The sequence below is a fragment of the Nocardia gamkensis NBRC 108242 genome (genome assembly GCF_001612985.1).
Taxonomy (GTDB): Bacteria; Actinomycetota; Actinomycetes; order Mycobacteriales; family Mycobacteriaceae; genus Nocardia; species Nocardia gamkensis.
Window position 1 is genome coordinate 294,561 of record NZ_BDBM01000002.1, and the last position, 18,262, is coordinate 312,822.

General features: G+C 67.7%; 14 protein-coding genes. 12 read left to right on the forward strand and 2 right to left on the reverse strand.

Features of this window, described 5'->3' with window-relative positions; genetic code table 11:
- Positions 1-72 precede the first annotated feature (72 nt).
- Entirely contained in the window at positions 73-2,568 is a 2,496-nt protein-coding gene (locus NG1_RS38735) for an N-acetylmuramoyl-L-alanine amidase (RefSeq protein ID WP_281218014.1), read from the reverse strand.
- 472 nt (positions 2,569-3,040) lie between these two features.
- Between NG1_RS38735 and NG1_RS01515 the strand changes: the two genes are divergently transcribed.
- The 4 genes from NG1_RS01515 (at position 3,041) to NG1_RS01525 (ending at position 6,793) form a co-directional block, all read left to right on the forward strand.
- Positions 3,041-4,603, forward strand: coding sequence for a SpoIID/LytB domain-containing protein (locus tag NG1_RS01515; RefSeq protein ID WP_245659745.1), 1,563 nt, complete (start codon positions 3,041-3,043; stop codon positions 4,601-4,603).
- Between the two features lie 409 nt (positions 4,604-5,012).
- Positions 5,013-5,156 (forward strand): hypothetical protein, encoded by a 144-nt coding sequence (locus NG1_RS36290; RefSeq protein ID WP_157113803.1) that lies wholly within the window; start codon positions 5,013-5,015, stop codon positions 5,154-5,156.
- Positions 5,157-5,218: 62 nt separating this feature from the next.
- The gene (locus NG1_RS01520; RefSeq protein ID WP_040864241.1) at positions 5,219-5,977 is read left to right on the forward strand and encodes a MerR family transcriptional regulator; all 759 of its coding nucleotides are present in this window, start codon (positions 5,219-5,221) and stop codon (positions 5,975-5,977) included.
- Positions 5,978-6,127: 150 nt separating this feature from the next.
- Complete coding sequence (locus NG1_RS01525; protein ID WP_157113804.1) at positions 6,128-6,793, forward strand: hypothetical protein; 666 nt, start codon at positions 6,128-6,130, stop codon at positions 6,791-6,793.
- Positions 6,794-6,841: 48 nt separating this feature from the next.
- Here NG1_RS01525 and NG1_RS01530 read toward each other — a convergent pair whose 3' ends face one another.
- On the reverse strand, positions 6,842-7,474 hold the full coding sequence (locus NG1_RS01530; RefSeq protein WP_062967155.1) for a TetR/AcrR family transcriptional regulator: 633 nt from the start codon (positions 7,472-7,474) through the stop codon (positions 6,842-6,844).
- A gap of 108 nt (positions 7,475-7,582) precedes the next feature.
- On the opposite strand from NG1_RS01530, the gene NG1_RS01535 reads away from it, so the two are divergent.
- The 8 genes from NG1_RS01535 (at position 7,583) to NG1_RS01570 (ending at position 17,992) form a co-directional block, all read left to right on the forward strand.
- Entirely contained in the window at positions 7,583-8,305 is a 723-nt protein-coding gene (locus NG1_RS01535; protein ID WP_062967157.1) for an SDR family NAD(P)-dependent oxidoreductase, read from the forward strand.
- Positions 8,306-8,661: 356 nt separating this feature from the next.
- Positions 8,662-9,888: a UDP-galactopyranose mutase gene (gene glf / locus NG1_RS01540; RefSeq protein WP_062967159.1), complete on the forward strand. Its 1,227-nt coding sequence runs from the start codon at positions 8,662-8,664 to the stop codon at positions 9,886-9,888.
- 6 nt (positions 9,889-9,894) lie between these two features.
- Entirely contained in the window at positions 9,895-11,829 is a 1,935-nt protein-coding gene (locus NG1_RS01545; protein ID WP_062967161.1) for a glycosyltransferase, read from the forward strand.
- A 92-nt stretch (positions 11,830-11,921) separates the two neighbouring features.
- A complete protein-coding gene (locus NG1_RS01550; RefSeq protein ID WP_062967246.1) occupies positions 11,922-12,464 on the forward strand; it encodes a phosphatase PAP2 family protein in 543 nt (180 codons plus the stop codon).
- A 1-nt stretch (position 12,465) separates the two neighbouring features.
- Positions 12,466-13,392, forward strand: coding sequence for a decaprenyl-phosphate phosphoribosyltransferase (locus tag NG1_RS01555; RefSeq protein WP_062967163.1), 927 nt, complete (start codon positions 12,466-12,468; stop codon positions 13,390-13,392).
- A 4-nt stretch (positions 13,393-13,396) separates the two neighbouring features.
- Complete coding sequence (locus NG1_RS01560; RefSeq protein WP_062967165.1) at positions 13,397-15,337, forward strand: arabinofuranosyltransferase AftB family protein; 1,941 nt, start codon at positions 13,397-13,399, stop codon at positions 15,335-15,337.
- Positions 15,338-15,561: 224 nt separating this feature from the next.
- Positions 15,562-16,629, forward strand: coding sequence for an alpha/beta hydrolase (locus tag NG1_RS01565; RefSeq protein ID WP_062967167.1), 1,068 nt, complete (start codon positions 15,562-15,564; stop codon positions 16,627-16,629).
- A 301-nt stretch (positions 16,630-16,930) separates the two neighbouring features.
- A complete protein-coding gene (locus NG1_RS01570; RefSeq protein WP_062967169.1) occupies positions 16,931-17,992 on the forward strand; it encodes an alpha/beta hydrolase in 1,062 nt (353 codons plus the stop codon).
- The last annotated feature ends 270 nt before the right edge of the window (positions 17,993-18,262 follow it).

Sequence of the window (18,262 nt, forward strand, 5' to 3'; positions counted from 1 at the left end):
CGGTGGTACACAGGCGGAGCCCGCGCCGTGGCGCGGGCTCCGAATCAGTGTGACCTGTCGAGTGGTTCGCGATCAGTCCTCGGGTGAGGGATACGGGTATGCGGCTTGGGCTGCGTCGGCAACCTCGGGTGCCGGACCGTGTGGCGGCCGGATGGTGGCCCCTTGCTGAAGTTCCGCCGGGGACGGACCGATCGGGGCGCGAGCGCCTGACTCTGTCGGAGCCTGGGTGAGCGGGGTCCCTGCTTCGGGAGCGATCGGCGGAGCGGGCACAGCAGCCGGGGCGTCAGCTCGAAGCGGGGCACTGCCTGGAGCTTGGGCGGCCGGAGCTTGGGCACCGCCTTGGGCCGGGGCATTGCCCGGAGCTTGGGCGGCCGGAGCTTGGGGCGGGGCGCTACCCGGAGTGTGAGTGCCCGGAGTCTGAGCGGCCGGAGCTTGGGCACCGCCTTGGGCCGGGGCATTGCCCGGAGTCCGAGCGGCCGGAGCCTGGGCAACACCCTGACCCGGATCGCTGCCCGGAACCGATGCGTCCGGAGCGGGCGCGTTGGGCGGAATCGGCGCGCTCACCCGGGCCGCGACCGGGGTCCGGTGGGTTTCCTCCCGGTAGGTGTCGTTGTAGGTCTTCCACACCGTCGTGACGATGCCGGTGAGCTGGTTGAGGATCAGCGAGCCGCGTTCGAAGTCGGCGCGCAGGCCGTCCGGGACCGGGTAGGCGTTCCGCAGCGGGAGTCCGAGGACACCCGTGTCGGCGCCGAGTTGCAGGAAGCGATCCAGGATGGTGCCGAGCACCTCGACGACCTGTCCGTCGGCCGCGGTGTAGACGTAACCGTTGGTGAATTTCGCGTACTGCCGGCCCTCCGCGGCGGGCAGCACGTCCGAGCGGACGGCGCCGAGCGGGCCGTTCGGTCCGCCGGACCGAGACCAGTGCCTGGCGATGATGTTCTCCTGCACCATGTTCAGCAGCTTCGTGGTCAGCGCGGCGAGGTTCGCCACATCGGATTCGCCGGATGCCGGGGGTCGACTGTCCTGCCCGCCGGACGCACCCGGCGTACCGGCGGCGATGTCGCGGATCCGATCCATCAGCGCGTACGCGGCGTCGCCGGGGCAGGTGGTGTTGCCGACGTCGCGGTGCGCGAAGACGACCGGCAACTGGACCGCCTCGCCCTGGGCATACGGGGTGTAGGAGGTGCCCTCGGAGACCATCGTGGTGTTGCCCTTGGGATCGAGCCCGGCGATCTTGGTGCGCCAGCCCACGAAGGCGCCGATCGCCTCGATCGCCGCCTCGCTCGGTTGCTCGGATTCGTAATTGCCCATCAGCGCGACGCCGGAGGTGTTCTCGTTGAACCCACCCGCGTGCGCACCCTGTACCGGGCGGTCCAGGCCGCCGAAGCGTCCCTCGAAGACCTGGCCGTACTTGTCGACCAACGCGTTGTAGCCGATGTCGCACCAGCCCAATGTTTTCGCGTGGTAGGTGTAGATCGCGCGGACGATTCCGGCCGACTCGGACTTGCTGTAGTCGTTGCGGCCCGCTGTGTGGTGCACGGTGACGCCGCCGAGGCCGTCGTCGTAGGTCGGCTCGTCGCAGCGGATCGATTCGTCGGCGCCCCACTGTGCGCGGGTGATCACGCTCGGTCCGCCGCCGGGCAGCGCCGCGGCGACGTTGTGCAGCGAGCCGTCGGCAGCGCCCCGACCGGGATCGATGAGCACGGCGGTCAGGTCCGCGGCCGGGAGGGCCGGGTCGTCGGAACGCGGGGCGGGTTGTTGCGCCGCGTCGTCCGCGATGGGTGCGGGCTGCGCCACCGGCTGAATCGTGCCTGCCGCAGCCTGCTTTCGAGTGACCAGGACCTGCACCGCGTTCGTCTCGCCGACGTAGATCGGCTCGGTGCCGTCGGTCGCACCCGGGCCGGAGCGGTCGGTGCGTTGTGTGTCGACCGGTTCGGTGTCGTACCAGGGCCCCCACGTGCCGTCGGGCTGCCGAGCCCGGATCGTGGCCGCGGTGTCGGCCAACTGCCGGGCGGTGAGCGCGACCATGCTGAACGGAGTGTCGCTGGAGAGTTCTTTCACCTGTGCCCCCACTTGGCTCATCAGCTCGGGGGTCACGGCGCCGGGAGACAGCGCGGGGGTGTCGGGAGTGGTGCCCGGCTGGAGCCGGTCGGGCTCCGCGATGAAGCGCACACTGCCTTGGGAAATGGGCTGAGCTGGGGAATTCGGGCTCTCCGGCGAACGATTCGGAGTGAATTCCGGGCCCGAGGTTTGGCCGGAATTCGAGCTGGGTAGTCGTATGCCTTCCGTTAGCTGCGCGTCCGGTGGTAGCGGGCCATCCGGAATCGGAATGGACTCGGCGATCGGAAGCATGCGCAGATCGGAAAGATGCAGATCAGGCAGGCTCAGCCCGGTGAGTTCGCGCAGCGGCAGCACGATATCGGGCGCCTGGGTGAGGGCGACCTCGGCGAGTTCGGCCGTTACGGCGGCCGGTTCGCTGTTGGTGGTGGTGCGGTAGTCGGTCGAATCGCCGAACGTCAGCGTGCCCAGTGGGGCAGCTACCGCGAGGGTGGTGACAACTGGGAGCACGTAGGAACGTTTCGGTTTGCGGTACCGCACGAGCGTCTCCAATCAGGTCGAACCGGTGATCATGAGTGATTCAGGGTTGCTTCCTGATGTAGCAATGATCACAATAGCCACATTTGTCACATAACTAAACCTCTGGTTGAGGATTATGTGATTGCCTGAATGTAGCTCGTCGATTGCTACCGCATCTACAGAACGTGCCGAAAAGATGGAGATCGAGCGTCTGAGGAGACCACGGGAGTGTACGGATGCCTCGTAATTTGAGCACACCGAGAGCAGAACAATGCTGGTAAAGGGCATTTTGTCGGAGCGATCGCGCGTCGTGCGCCCGCATCGGCGACAGCTGCGCATCCACTCGTCATCGATCGTGTTGCTAATCGGGTTCGGAATGGTCGCTGGAACATTCTTCGTGCACTCCGGCCGTCCGCTGGACGCTCCATATCGCCCTCTGGCGGGACCCGGGCACGGGCGCGGCATGAGCCAGGTGGGGGCGTTCGAGAACGCGCGAGCCGGGTGGGCAGCCGAACGCATCCTCGAGCACTACTACCCAGGCGCGACGCTCACCACCATCGCGCCCACCGCTGTCCGGGTTCGTCTCATGACGCGGGACAACTCGGCTCTGGACGCCTTCGCGGACGCCGGCCTGCGCGTGGCGGGCAGGGAGGTGGCGCCCGGTCAGGTCGCGCACCTGACGCCGCAGCCGGGTGGCCGGGCGAGCGTGGTCGTTACGGCGGGCTGCGACGGTGACGTGCTGTGGCAGGCGGCGACCAACGACCCCTGGATCCATCCCGTCGACTCCCGGCCGAACCGCCCTGCGGCGGAACATCTCACCCTGTGCGGGGGTTCGGCGTATCGCGGTGCGCTCGGCGTCGCCCTCGAGGACGGCGCGGCCCGCACGATCAACCAGGTGGACGTCGAGGACTATCTACTCGGCGTGGTCCCGGCGGAGGTGCAGCCCAACTGGGCGGACAAGGGCGCGGCGGAGGCCTTGCGCGCCCAGGCGATCGCGGCGCGCTCCTATGCCCTTGCCGAACAGCGCTATCCGTACGCGCAGACCTGCGACACCACCGCTTGCCAGCGGTATCCCGGCACTGCGCAGGAGGATCCGAGGACGGCGGCCGCCGTCTCGGCTACGGCCGGTGCGGTCCTGCTGCGCGACGGCCGGATCCTGCGCACGGAGTACTCCGCCGCGCCCGATGGCGGGGAACCCGCGGACATCCAGACCCTCGAGGTCGGCCCCGCGCCCGGCGAGTCGACCACCACCGCGCCACCCGAGGATCCGCGCAAACAGGCGGCGGTCACCGAGTCGGCGATCGATGCCGAGTATCGCCGTATCGGTGGCGCGACCAGCACGATCGGTAAGCCGCTCGGGCCGGAGATGATCCTGCCGCGTCGCGCGGGCACCTACCGGCTCTACACCAACGGCGTCATCATCGTGACGCCCACACTGGGCGCGCAGGTCGTGGACTACTCACGCATGTTGCAGGCAGTTCCGGAAATAGGCGAGCCGTCACGGATCCCGTCCGGGGCGTCTCCTGGCGCTACCGCACTCGGGACTGGTGTCATCTCGCCTGGCGCGGCTCAGGCCGGCGCTATCGCCCCTGCTGGTGTGGATCAGCCCGCCACGGCGTCTCGTGGCGCTCAGCCCGGCGCTGTCTTGCCGCACGGTGCTATCCCACCTGGTGATGGGTCTATGTCTTCTGCAATCGCACCCGGTGATCCGGCTCGGTCCGATGCCACCGGCCCGGGTGATGAAATCCCGCCTACAACAGCCAACGCGCCTGGCGGTGTGGCTGAGGCGGACGTGGCCTTGCCTGGCGGTGCGGCTCAAGCAGACGTTGCCTTGCCTGACAGTGCGGCTCAGGCGGACGTTGCCTTGCCTGACAGTGCGGCTCGGGCGGACGTTGCGTTGCCCGGCAGTGCGGCTCACCCGGGGGTTGCCTCGCGTGGTGGTAGCGGCGTCGCCCAATCCGGTGCGATCGCACCCGGTGGTGGAACACCGCTTGGTGCTACCTCCGCGCAGGGCGGTGGGGCTTAGCCCGTAACCCCTCGCGATGATCACTACCGAGGTGTGTCGCCCAGCGGCTCTGCCGACTTGGCAGTAGTCCGGCCGGTCGCTCGTGAGGTGCCGTCGAGTGCCGCGCGCAGCCCCTGTGGTCGATCATGTGCTCGAGCAGCAGTCGTCGATCAGCGAGCGGCCCTGTTTGGTGAGCGGGAGTCGGACGGCGCTGCGATCTTCCGCGGCTCGGCGAATTCATGCGCGTGTGCGCGGACGTCGCCGCGCTCAACGCGCACCGACGGCACCGGCGCGCACCGGCGCACGGTTTGCGCACGCCAGTCCCTCGGCCTCCAACCTGTGAATTCAGTGGGCGGCTGGCCGGTTGGCGGCGGACCGCCGGTGTGGTGGGTGGTGGCCGGGCGCATGCGCACCCGCTCCAGTGCCCGGCATGGTGATCGCGCTGAGCGGAGCCCTGCTCGGCCGGACAGTCGGTGCCATCGAGGTCCCGGCTCGTTTTGTGCCGTCGCCAGTGCTGGTCGCGCCTGCCGGAGCCTGCGCCGAGCCGGAAAATCCGCTCGGATATCGGGGTTGACCTTGACGTAACGTCAACTTGCAAGCTGGTTACACCGACGAGAGAAGGAGGGAGGACAAGTCGTGGTCACCAAGGAATGGTCCATCCAAGATCTGGCGAAGGCGGCCGGTACCACCAGCCGCACGCTGCGCCACTACGGGCAGTTGGGGCTGCTGCCGCCCAGCCGGATCGGCGCCAACGGGTACCGGTACTACGACCAGGCCTCCCTCGTGCGGTTGCAACGCATCCTGCTGCTGCGCGAACTCGGCCTCGGGCTTCCGGTCATCGCCGAAGTCCTTGCCGGAGAGCAGGACACCGCCGCCGCGCTGCGCACGCACTTGGACCTGCTCCGGCAGGAACAGGATCGGATCCGGCGGCTGATCGAGTCGGTGCACACCACGCTGCACAAGACGGAAAGAGGTGAACAACTCGTGGCAGCAGAAGTTTTCGACGGCTTCGACCACACGAAGTACAAGGACGAGGTGATCGAACGCTGGGGCAAGGACGCCTACGAGAGCGGTGACCGCTGGTGGCGCTCGATGTCCGACGCGGACAAGAAGACCTTCCAGCAGACCCATCTCGACATCGCCGCCGACTACGGCCGCGCGCACGCCGACGGACTCACCCCCGGCAGCGACGAGGTGCAGGCCATCGTCCAGCGCCACTACGACTGGATCGGCATCGGCTGGCAGGGTCGTCCGGTGGTGAAGGAGGCCTTCGTCAACCTGGGCGAGATGTACGTGGCCGATCCGCGTTTCGCGGTCAACTACGACGTGCACGGTGCCGGCACCGCGGAGTTCGTGCGCGACGCGATGAAGGTCTACGCCGAGCAGCGGCTGTAGAACACAACCTTCCGACGGCCGGTACACACGCACGCGTACCGGCCGTCGTCCGTCCGGTTGTGAACGCCGCCCATTCCACTGTGCGAGAGCCGCTTTCGGTCGATTTCTGTCGGGAGGGGGCGGTAGGGTTCGATATCGAAGGGGGGTTCGATGAACGATTCGTTTGCTCCGCCCGGGGGACAGGGCAGGGGAGCGCCGTCGACTTGGCACGCCGCGTCGGCGGTGGTCGCGGCCTGTCTCGGTGCCGGCGGGATCGGTGTCGGTGCACTGCTCGGCATCGGGGAACTCAACGGCCCGGCAGGCGGAATCCCGGACGCCTCGAAGGATTTCGACGCTTGGTGGGCTGCCTCCCGTATTCGTGCGGTGCAGGAAATCTTGCTGGGCGTATCCGCGCTGCTGGCGGTGGTCCTGGTCGCCGGGGCGATCCTCATGCTGTTCGGCAAGTCTGCTGGGCGGCCCGCGGTGCTGACCGGCTCCGCATGGGGATTCTTCGGCGGCCTGATCACGGCGACCTACGGCGGTGAGTACGGTTTGGCCGCGCGGTCGGCTGCTTCGCCCTTCTACCTGATCGTCGGGGCAGCTCTCTGCACGGTCGCGTTAGGTGCGATCGTGACCAGTCCGCTCGGTCACCCCACTGCTGCACCCGCGCCCCTGCTGCCGCGGCCCGGCCACCCGTCAGCGGTGCCGCAGTTCGGTCTCCAGCCGCCGATGCCGCAGTTCGGTCCCGAGCCGCCGATGCCGCAATCCGGTGCCCAGCCACCGGCGTCCCAATTCGGCCAACACCCACCCACACCGCAGTCGCGACCGCCCTACTGACGCGCGGCCTGCGCGCACGGTGCGACACGGGACCACGTCGACAGGCCCTTAGGCCAGGTCGTCGCGCCCGAGCGCGTGCATCAGCTGGTCTTCGGTGATCGGGGGAACCGGGAGGGGATGGGCGGCCTCGGCGCGCAAGCCGTCGAGCACCAGGCCGAGGTGGCGGCGCCAGGCTTCGGGGGCGATGTGGCTGGTCGCCTCGACGATTCTGGTGTGCGACCAGGTGATGAAGGCGATGTCCTCCAGTACCCAGTCGTCCCGCAGGACCCCGGCTTCCTGGGCGCGGGTGATGATCCGGCGCATCAAGCCGTGGCCGTATTCCTGCGCCTGCGCGACGGCGCGGCTGGGGGCCGCCCGCACGGCGAGTTCGCTGAGCAGGCGATCGGCGGCTTGCAAAGCGCAGACCTGCTCGACCAGATAGACGAACGACTCCCAAGGGTCGTCCATGGCCAGCGCGACTTCGGCGATGCGGCCGCCCGCTTCGATCCGGTCCTCCACCGCCGCCGCGATGAGGTCGTCGCGGGTGGGAAAGCGGTTGTAGAGGGTGCCGATGGCGACGCCGGCGCGGGCGGCGATCTCCTTCAGCGGTGCGTCGAGGCCGCGTTCCTCGAAGACGGCGCGGGCGGCGGTCACGAGCGCGTCCCGGTTGCGCTGGGCGTCGCTGCGTAACGGCTTGTCCACGGGCCGATCCTACAAATCGGCCGTGGCGGATAAGTTGAGCATGAGTTCAAGTTAGGTTACCGTCGATATAGAACTTGAACCATGTATCAACTTAATCCTGGAGTAAAAATGACCAAGACCATCGCGATCTTCGGGTACGGCCCCGGCCTGGGCGTCGGCACCGGCCGCCGATTCGGACGCGACGGGTTCCGTGTGGCCGTCATCGGGCGCGATCCCGAGAAAGCGCGCCGGCATGCCGAGGAATTGGCGGCCGAGGGCATCGAGGCCGCCGCCTTCCCCGCGGACGTGACCGTCGCCGCGCACGTCACGGGCGTGATCGAGAAGATCGAGGCGACCTTCGGACCGATCGACATGGCGATGCACGGCGCGGCGGGCAACATGAGCGACCGGCTGCCCTCGACGCTGGAGGTGGACATCCCCTCCCTCGATGCGCCGCTCGCGCTCAAGCTGCACTCACCGATTCTGATGACGCGGGCACTCGCGCCGAAAATGGTGGAAAGAGGCGAAGGAGCGCTGCTGTTCTCCTCGGGCTCGTCCGAGCATTTCGTGGCGCCCTACCTCGCCAACTTCGGCATCGCGCTGGCCGCGCAGCGCGGTTACCTGCGCCAACTCGAGGTGGAACTGCGCGGCACCGGCGTCTACGTGGGGTTGCTCAACATCGGCGCACTGATCGAGGGCAGCAGAGCCGCGCAGATCGTCGACGAGCACCCGGAGTTGATTCCCGACGGCCTCGAAATTGTACGGATCAGCGGCGAAGAACTCGGTGACCACTACTGGCGGCTGTACACCGAGCGAGACAAGGTCGAGCTGGACGTTGGTTTCCCGGCCTGAGCGCGGTTGGGCGCATCCGGCTCCCGGGCACCTCAGCACGGATCCATCCGAGCTGCTCGCGGGCAGCGGGTCGATCACCGAGGAACGCGGTACCTCGGTGACTCGCTGCCCAGAAGGGAGTCCTCTTCGTCGCGCTCCGGTTCGTGGTGTACCCGAACCACGGAGGATCGCGAACCGAGCGCGATCGCCGGCCAGGGGAGTAAACAGCCCGGCGGTTGCCCGCGCGGTCCATTCCGGCAAACATTCGGCGAAATCAGGAGGTCGGGGGCGTGAAATCGGGTGTCGCGAACGGTGCCGCTCAGCGCACTTCCTACTCCGCCCGGACGCGGCCGGGACTTCCGATACTCTGGGCTCCCGTGACCGTCGCATCGTCCCCGGGTAACTCCGTCCATTCCGCCTCACAGTTCGATCTGATCGTCGTCGGCTCCGGATTCTTCGGGCTGACCGTTGCCGAACGCGCCGCCACCGTGCTGGGTAAACGGGTTCTGGTGATCGAACGGCGACACCACCTCGGTGGTAACGCGTACTCCGAGCCGGATCCGGAAACCGGGATCGAGATCCACAAGTACGGCGCGCACCTGTTCCACACGTCGAACAAGCGGGTGTGGGACTACGTTACCCAGTTCACCGAGTTCACCGGCTACCAGCACCGCGTCTTCGCGATGCACAAGGGGCAGGCCTACCAGTTCCCGATGGGCCTCGGCCTGGTCTCGCAGTTCTTCGGTCGCTACTTCTCGCCGGAGGAGGCGCGCAAGCTGATCGCCGAGCAGGCCTCGGAGATCGAGACCAAGGACGCGCAGAACCTCGAGGAGAAGGCCATCTCGCTGATCGGCCGACCGCTCTACGAGGCGTTCGTGCGCGACTACACCGCCAAGCAGTGGCAGACCGACCCGAAGGAGCTGCCCGCGGGCAACATCACCCGGCTCCCGGTTCGCTACACCTTCGACAACCGCTACTTCAACGACACCTACGAGGGCCTGCCCCGCGAGGGCTACACGAAGTGGCTGGAGAACATGGCCGCCTCCGAGCTGATCGAGGTGCGGCTGAACACCGACTGGTTCGAGGTGCGCGAGCAGTTGCGCGCCGAGAACCCGGACGCACCGGTCGTCTACACCGGCCCGCTGGACCGCTACTTCGATTACAGCGAAGGTGAACTGGGCTGGCGCACCATCGATTTCGAGACCGAGGTGCTGCCGGTCGGTGACTTCCAGGGCACTTCGGTGATGAACTACAACGACGCGGACGTGCCCTACACCCGCATCATCGAGCCGCGCCACTTCCATCCCGAGCGCGAATACCCCGCCGACAAGACGGTGATCATGCGGGAGTACTCCCGGTTCGCGCAGACCGGTGACGAGCCGTACTACCCGATCAACACCCCGGAGGACCGGTCGAAGCTGCTGGCCTACCGGGAGCTGGCCAAGCAGGAGACCGCCGCGGCGAAGGTCGTCTTCGGCGGCCGCCTCGGCACCTACCAGTACCTGGATATGCACATGGCGATCGGCAGCGCGCTGAGCATGTTCGACAACGTGCTGCACCCGCACCTGGCGGACGGTGCGCCGCTGGTGGATCAGGAGGCTTAGGAACCGATGACCTCCCAATCCATTTTGGAAGACATGACCACCGAGACCCGCGCGAAGTCGCTGCTGCAACGCATCATCCTGCCCCGGCCGGGTGAGCCGCTGGACGTGCGCACGCTCTATGTCGAGGAGTCGCAGACCAACGCCCGGCGCGCGCACGCGACCACCCGCACGTCGCTGTCGATCGGCGCGGAGTCCGAGGTCTCGTTCTGCACCTACTTCAACGCGCTGCCCGCGAGCTACTGGCGGCGCTGGAGCATCCTGTCGTCGGTGGTGCTGCGGCTGGAACTGGCCGGGCACGGCCGGGTGGACGTGTACCGCTCCAAGGCCGACGGCTCGCGAATCCACGTGCAGGGCAGGGAATTCGCGGTGGCGACCGGCGCCGACTCGGTGGTCGTCGAGTTCGAGACCGATCTGGCCCCGTTCGAGGACGGCGGCTGGATCTGGTTCGACATCACCACCGACACGGCGGTCACGCTGCTTTCCGGCGGCTGGTACGCGCCGATCGAGGCGCCCGGCGAGGGCAGCATCGCGGTCGGCATGCCCACCTTCAACCGGCCCACCGACGCGGTGAAGACCCTCGCCGCCCTCGGCTCGGATCCGCTGGTGCTGGAGAAGATCGCGGCCGTCATCATCCCGGACCAGGGCACCAGAAAGGTCGTCGACGAGCCCGGTTTCGCGGAATCCGCGGCGGCGCTCGGGAATCGCCTGTCCATACACGACCAGCCCAACCTCGGTGGCTCCGGCGGATACAGCAGGGTCATGTACGAGGCGCTGAAGACCACCGACGCCGAGTACATCGTCTACATGGATGACGACATCGAGATCGAGCCGGACTCGATCCTGCGCGCGCTGGCCTTCGCCCGCTTCGCCGAGTCACCCATGCTGGTCGGCGGCCAGATGCTCAACCTGCAGGAGCGCTCACACCTGCACACGATGGGCGAGGTGGTCGACCGCGGCATCTTCATGTGGACCGCGGCGCCGAACGTCGAGTACGACCACGATTTCTCGAAGTACCCGCTCAAGGACCGGGACAATTCGAAGCTGCTGCACCGGCGCATCGACGTCGACTTCAACGGCTGGTGGACCTGCGTCATCCCGCGCGAAGTCGCCGAGAAGATCGGTCAGCCGCTTCCGCTGTTCCTCAAGTGGGACGACGTCGAATACGGTCTGCGCGCCCGCGTCGCAGGCCACCCCACCGTCACCCTGCCCGGCGCGGCGGTGTGGCATATGGCCTGGAGCGACAAGGACGACGCCATCGACTGGCAGGCGTACTTCCACCTGCGCAATCGTCTGGTGGTCGCCTCGCTGCACCTGCCGGGCAACGGGCGGGGCATGGTCGTCAACACGATCAAGGCCACCCTGAAACACCTGCTCTGCTTGGAGTACTCGACGGTCGCGATCCAGAACCTCGCCATCCGCGACTTCCTGGCCGGCCCCGAGCGGCTGTTCCAGCTGCTGCCCAGTGCGCTGGGCGCGGTGCACGAGCTGCGCAAGCAGTACCCGGACGCGGTGATCCTGCCCTCGTCCACCGAACTGCCGCTGGCCAGCCACATCGGTATCGGGGCGGTGGGCGAGCCGGCCAACCCGATCGCCAAGGTGGTCCGCCTGGCCAAGGGCCTGGTGCACAACTTCCGTCCCGCGCACTCCGAACACCATGAGACCCCGCAGCTGAACGTGCCGACGCTGGACGCGCGCTGGTTCCTGCTCTCGCAGGTCGACGGCGTCACCGTCACCACGGCCGACGGCCGCGGCGTCGTCTACCGCAAGCGCGATCCGCGCCAGGCGCTCGGCCTGTTCAAGGAGGCCATGCGCCTGCGCAAGGAGCTGGCCGCCCGCTTCCCGGAGATGCAGCAGCGTTACCGCGCCGCCCACCCGCAGCTGACCAGCACCGCGGCCTGGGAGAAGGTCTTCGGGATCGACACGAAGGACGGACAGCAGTGAGTCTCGGAGCGAGTGCCGCCGACGACGCGGCCGTGCAGCCGCCGTTGCACAGCGCCAACGGGCACGGCGGCCCGGTGTCCGCGCGACCGGCCATGGCCGAGCAGGCGCCGCCGGAAGTCGCGATCATCAACGCCGTGCAGGCCACCCTCGGCAGCAAACCGGCCGTGGTGTCCGCGGCCCGCAGCATGTCGCACTTCGGCGAGCACGCGCTCGGCTGGGTCGGCATCGCCGCCGCGGGATGGCTGGTCGACAAACCGCGGCGCAGACAGTGGGCGGGGGTCGCGGTCGGCGCGGTCGGCGCGCACGCGGCCTCGATCATCATCAAGCGCGTTGTTCGCCGACCGCGCCCGAACGATCCGTCGGTGCAGGTCAACGTGGGGACGCCGAGCAAATTGAGCTTCCCGTCCTCGCACGCGACCTCCACGACGGCGGCGGCCGTGTTGCTCGGCAGATTGACCGGGCTACCCTTGCCTGCGGTGCTCGTCCCCCCGATGCTGCTTTCCCGGGTGGTCCTCGGGGTGCACTACCCCTCCGACGTGCTCGCCGGTTCCGCGCTCGGCGCCGCGTCCGCCGCCGCCCTGCTCGCCGCCGAAAAGAGACTCGACAGTGACCGCACAAGAAAGAGCCTTGGTTGACATGAGTGAAGAGCCGACCGGCGCCGACCTCGCCGAGGCGGTGGTCAAGGGCCCGCCCAAGACGCTGGCCGGCGGTCTGTTCAAGGCAGTCCGTCCGCGGCAGTGGGTCAAGAACGTCCTGGTGCTCGCCGCACCGCTGGCCGCGGGGACGGCCACCGATGTGGATGTGCTCGCGCACGTCGGCATCGCGTTCGTGGTGTTCTGCATGGCGGCCTCGGGCATCTACCTGGTGAACGACGCGCTCGACGTGGAGGCCGACCGGGCGCACCCGACCAAGCGGTTCCGGCCGATCGCCGCGGGCATCGTCCCGGTGAACCTGGCCTATCTGCTGTCGGCCACGCTGCTGGCCGGGTCGATCGCGGGATCGTTCCTCGCCTCGTGGCATCTGGCCGTGGTGATGGCGGTCTACATCGGCATCCAGCTGGCCTACTGCTTCGGCCTCAAGCATCAGGCCGTGCTGGACATCTGCATCGTGTCGTCCGGCTTCCTGCTGCGCGCGGTGGCCGGTGGCGCGGCGGCCGACATCGAACTGTCGCAGTGGTTCCTGTTGATCATGGCCTTCGGCTCGCTGTTCATGGCCGCGGGGAAGCGCTACGCGGAACTGCAGATCGCGCTGGGCACCGGCGCCAAGATCCGCAAGTCGCTGGAGTACTACACGCCCACCTACCTGCGCTTCATCTGGACGCTGGCCGCGACGGCGGTCGTGGTGTTCTACGGGCTGTGGGCGTTCCAGCAGGACGGCATCAAACACACCAACTGGTTCGCGATCTCGATGATCCCGTTTACCATCGCAATCCTGCGTTACGCGGTCGACGTCGATGGTGGCGAGGCCGGGGAACCGGAAGAGATCGCGCTGGGGGACCGCATCCTGCAGTTCCTCGCAATCGCCTGGATCGGAGCGGTAGGTGTCGCTGTCTATCTCACCTGACGAGATGCTGGTAGCGGAGCGAACGGAACACGGGGCGGAGCGGCAAGCCGATGAGCAGACCCGCTCCGCGTCGCGGTTCACGCGCCTATCCGAAGCCACGTTCGTCGGTGGGATCGCGCTCACCGTTGTTCTTTTCGCGGTCGGAGGCTGGCAGCGACGGTGGATCGCCGACGACGGCCTCATCGTGTTGCGCACCGTCCGCAACCTGCTGGCAGGCAACGGCCCCGTCTTCAACGAGGGCGAACGCGTCGAAACCAACACCAGCACCGCGTGGACCTACCTGGTCTGGTTCTTCAGCTGGCTGACCCAGGCGCGGCTCGAGTACGTGGTGCTCGGTGTCGCGCTGACGGTGTCGCTGGCCGCGGTCGTATTCGCCATGCTCGGATCGGCGCGGCTGTGGGGCGGCGCGGGCACCGGGCTGTTGCTGCCCGCGGGCGTGCTGGTCTACATCGCACTGCCCCCGGCCCGCGACTACGTCACCTCCGGCCTGGAAAGCGGCTTGGTGATCTGCTGGATCGGCCTGCTGTGGTGGCAGCTGATGCGCTGGAGCCAGGCGAAGTCGGTGCGTCTGCCCGGCTTGCTCGGACTGGTCTTCCTGGCCGGGCTCGCCCCGCTGATCCGTCCCGAGATGACCCTGGTCGGCGCGCTGGCGCTGCTGATGATCTTCTTCGCCCCCATGCCGGAGAGCAAGTTGCGGCCGATCGTATTGCGCGCGGTGATCGTCGCGGTGGCCGGGCTGGTTCCGCTGGGCTACCAGATCTGGCGGATGGGCTACTACGGTCTGCCCTACCCCAACACCGCGGTCGCCAAGGACGCGGGCGGAGCCAAGTGGGGGCAGGGCTTCACCTACCTCTGGGACCTCGTCGGTCCGTACTTCCTGTGGGCGCCGCTGCTGGTGCTGCTGCTCGCCGGTGTGCTCGCCGCGCGCACGCGAACCGGCCGTACCGCCGACGCCGGTTCGTCGGACGCGCGCGGTTGGTCGATCCAGCGGGTCCGGAAGTGGCTGCGCTCCCCGGGAGCGGTGGTCACCGCGGTCCTCGTCAGCGGTTTCCTGCTGACCCTGTACGCGCTGCGAGTCGGCGGCGACTTCATGCACGGCCGGATGCTGCTGCCGCAGCTGTTCCTGCTGCTGCTCCCGGTCGCGGTCATCCCGATCCGCGCGCCCCGGGGCGGGGTGCGCGCGGCGACCGCCGCCGATTGGTCCTTCGCGGTGATCGCCGTGGCATTCGTGGGCGTCGCGGGCTGGGCGCTGTTCGCCGCCAACACCACCGCGATCAAGACCGGCACCAAGATCACCTCCACCGGCATCGTCGACGAGCGCGTCTACTACGTGCTCAACACCGGGCACGACCACCCGATACTGGCCGAGGACTACCTGGACTATCCGCGTATCCGCGCCATGGTCGACGACATCACCGCGAGCCCGAACGGCGGCCTGCTGTTGAACTCGCCCTCGTTCATGTTCTGGTATGTCGCTCCGCCGCCGCAGCCCATTCCGGACGGCGGCGCCGGGCACACGGTCTACTTCCTGAACCTCGGGATGACCAGCATGAACGTCCCCTTGGACGTGCGCGTGATCGATCCGATGGGCCTGGCCTACCCGCTGGCGGCGCATACCGACCGCCTCACCGACGGCCGGATCGGGCACGACAAGAGCCTGTACCCGGACTGGGTCATCGTGGACGCGGGCATGGTGGACAGGAAACCGTGGATGCCCTGGTATCTGGACGAGAAATGGGTGACCCAGGCACGGACCGCGATGTCCTGCCCGGACACCCAGGCACTGCTGATCTCCTCGCGCGACCCGCTCACCTTCGAGCGGTTCCGGCACAACCTGCGTAACTCGCTGCGTTTCGCGAAGTACCGCATCGACCGAGTGCCGAAGTACGAGATCCAGCGGTGTGGACTGGCCGATCCGTTCCCGCAACCGGTCGCTCCGCGCTGAATCCGTGGCACGCACCGGGCCAGGTCATGCTCGCCGACCAGGGCCTTGTGCGAGTCCGATAAAGTGGCGTACGCCGCTTTATCTCTTTTTGGTAACGCCACCGTGTCGATACCGATATACGCTACGACCGTATGCCCGGCCGTGGCGTCCATCGGTTGAGGGCATCGGCGGGTTACCGTGTGGACGGCTTGCCGCTGTCGCTGTGAAACGAAAGGTTCAAACTGATGCGAGGCGTGATCGGGCGTCGTCTTAATACTCGAAGAGCAGGTTCGTGGCTCAAGCGATCCGTGCTGGTGTCGCTGGCGGTTCTGCTACCGCTCGGGGTGTCGGTGGCAGGCCCTGCCGCCCCGGCGTCCGCCGCGTTCAACCCGGACGGTTTCGACTTCTGGGTCGATTCGGAGATGGGGCCGATCAAGTCGCGCGTCTTCCGCGCCGCCGACGGCAACACCGGGCGCGTGGTCTACGCGTTGGACGGTATGCGCGCGCGCACCGACCTGAGCGGCTGGGAGATCGATACCGAGGTCGTTCGCGAGCTGACCAAGTGGAACATCAACGTGGTCATGCCGGTCGGCGGACCGTCCAGCTTCTACGCGGACTGGAACGGTCCGAGCGATTTCTTCGGCCTGGGCAGCGCGGGCTCGTCGTCCACCGGTTCGGCGAACTCCGGCTCCGGCCTGCTGACCGGTTCCGCGGGCGGACCGGGCAAGACCAGCACCTACAAGTGGGAAACCTTCCTCACCAACAACCTTCGCTGGGCGCTGCGCGACCGGCTCGGCTTCAACCCGAACGGCAACGGCGTGTTCGGCCTGTCCATGGGCGGCAGCGCCGCGCTCACCCTGGCGGCCTACCACCCCGACCAGTTCCGTTACGCCGGTTCGTACTCCGGCTATCTGAACATCTCCGCGCCGGGCATGCGTGAGGCGCTGCGCGTGGCGATGCTGGACGCGGGCGGCTACAACATCGACGCGATGGCGCCGCCGTGGGGCCCGCAGTGGCTGCGGATGGACCCGTTCGTGTTCGCGCCGCGGCTGAAGGCGAACAACACCCGCCTGTGGGTCTCCGCCGGTAGCGGTCTGCCGGGTGGGGCCGACGGTTTGAGCTTCAACACCGTCAACGCGATGGGGCTGGAAGCGCTGGCCTTGGCCAACACCCGAGCGTTCCAGGTCCGCATGCTCACCCTGGGCGCGGACAACGTCACCTACGACTTCCCGGCCGTCGGTGTGCACAACTGGAACTACTGGGCCGACGAGGTCTACCGGATGATCCCCGACCTGTCCGCCAACATCGGGTAGTTCGGCAATCGCGAAGAAAGACCGCTCCGCGCCAACGGCACGGAGCGGTTTTTCGGCGTTTACCGGGTCGTCCGGGGGTAATTCGGCAACGAATACGAAGAAAACGGGCTTCGGTAGTTGTGGTCTGGATCACCATCCAGCAACATGAAGGCATTCGTTCCCGATTGATACTCCGACGACATGCGCCGAGTTCGATTCGTCCATTTCTCGGTGGACGTTGCGACTCGGTGCCCGATGAGGACTCGGTATTGATCGCTGAACGTTTGCTGAACGAGGCCGCTCGAGGGAAAGGTCGAATGTGATGCGTAGTGCGCGCGGGAAGCGCGGGCCCGAGGGGTCTCGAACATCCGGTTCGTGGTTGCGACGGTCCGCCCTCGGCGTCGCCGTGGCGCTGCTGTTGCCGCTCGGCACGACCATCGCGGGCACCGGCGCCACGGCATCGGCGGCCTTCGATCCCGCGGCCTTCGACTTCTGGGTCGATTCCGGCATGGGCCCGATCAAGACCAGGATCCTGCGGGCGGCGGACGGCAACACCAATCGCGTCGTCTACGTGCTCGACGGCATGCGGGCGCCGGAATCGCTGAACGGCTGGGAGATCGAGACGAACATCCCGCAAGTCCTGGCGAGCCAGAACATCAACGTGGTGATGCCGGTCGGCGGCATGTCGAGCTTCTACGCCGACTGGATCGCGCCGAGCGAGTTCCTGGGGATCCCGGCGGGTAGCGGTTCGAGCACCGGTTCCGGTGGGCTGGACGGGTTCGCGGGCGGGCCGGGCAAGAGCTACCGCTACCAGTGGGAGACCTTTCTGACCAACAACCTGCGCTGGGCGCTGCGCGACCGGCTGGGGTTCAACCCGAATCGCAACGGCGCCTTCGGGTTGTCGATGGGTGGCAGCGCGGCACTGACCCTGGCCGCCTACCACCCGGACCAGTTCAGCTTCGCCGGCTCGTTCTCCGGGTACCTGAACAACTCGGCGCCGGGCATGCGCGAGGCGATTCGCGCCGCCATGCTGGACGCGGGCGGCTACAACGTCGACTCGATGGCTCCGCCGTGGAGTCCGCAGTGGCTGCGGATGGACCCGTTCGTGTTCGCCCCCAACCTGGTCCGCAATGGCACCCGTCTGTGGATCGCCGCGGCCAGCGGCCTGCCCTCGGCCACCGACCCGCCCAGCTTCAGCACCCTCAACGGCATGGGTCTGGAGAGCCTGGCACTGGCGAACACCCGCGCGTTCCAGGTCCGGATGGCGACGCTCGGCGGCGGCAACGCCGTGTACTCCTTCCCGCCGTTCGGTATTCACGCCTGGAACAACTGGTCCGACGAGGCCATGCGAATGATTCCGGATATGTCGGCGAACATCGGGTGAGTTGGATTTCCAGCGCCTGCGGCGCTGGATGTTCGCGGCCCCCCTTTTTCGGCTCGCGTCAGAGCGGACGAGACTCGCCCCTGCGGCGCATGGGCTTCGTCCGCTCTGGCGCGAGCCGCGCCGCCAACGGCGCTCGTATGACTCTCGGCCCGAGGAGGGTGAGCGAGTGGGGATCTCGCGCTTGTGATGCACCGTAGTTCGGGCACATTTGTTCGCGTTTGTGCAGTCGTGTTGCTTCTCGGTGAGTGGGGTGCTGTAGGGGGTGAGCCC

Bases quoted from the DNA above. Each gene is read 5' to 3' on its own strand.
- NG1_RS01515 (WP_245659745.1), top strand. From the start codon at position 3,041: ATGAGCCAGGTGGGGGCGTTCGAGAACGCGCGAGCCGGGTGGGCAGCC.
- NG1_RS36290 (WP_157113803.1), top strand. From the start codon at position 5,013: ATGGTGATCGCGCTGAGCGGAGCCCTGCTCGGCCGGACAGTCGGTGCC.
- NG1_RS01525 (WP_157113804.1), top strand. From the start codon at position 6,128: ATGAACGATTCGTTTGCTCCGCCCGGGGGACAGGGCAGGGGAGCGCCG.
- NG1_RS01535 (WP_062967157.1), top strand. From the start codon at position 7,583: ATGACCAAGACCATCGCGATCTTCGGGTACGGCCCCGGCCTGGGCGTC.
- NG1_RS01545 (WP_062967161.1), top strand. From the start codon at position 9,895: ATGACCTCCCAATCCATTTTGGAAGACATGACCACCGAGACCCGCGCG.
- NG1_RS01550 (WP_062967246.1), top strand. From the start codon at position 11,922: ATGGCCGAGCAGGCGCCGCCGGAAGTCGCGATCATCAACGCCGTGCAG.
- NG1_RS01555 (WP_062967163.1), top strand. From the start codon at position 12,466: ATGAGTGAAGAGCCGACCGGCGCCGACCTCGCCGAGGCGGTGGTCAAG.
- NG1_RS01560 (WP_062967165.1), top strand. From the start codon at position 13,397: ATGCTGGTAGCGGAGCGAACGGAACACGGGGCGGAGCGGCAAGCCGAT.
- NG1_RS01565 (WP_062967167.1), top strand. From the start codon at position 15,562: ATGCGAGGCGTGATCGGGCGTCGTCTTAATACTCGAAGAGCAGGTTCG.
- NG1_RS01570 (WP_062967169.1), top strand. From the start codon at position 16,931: ATGCGTAGTGCGCGCGGGAAGCGCGGGCCCGAGGGGTCTCGAACATCC.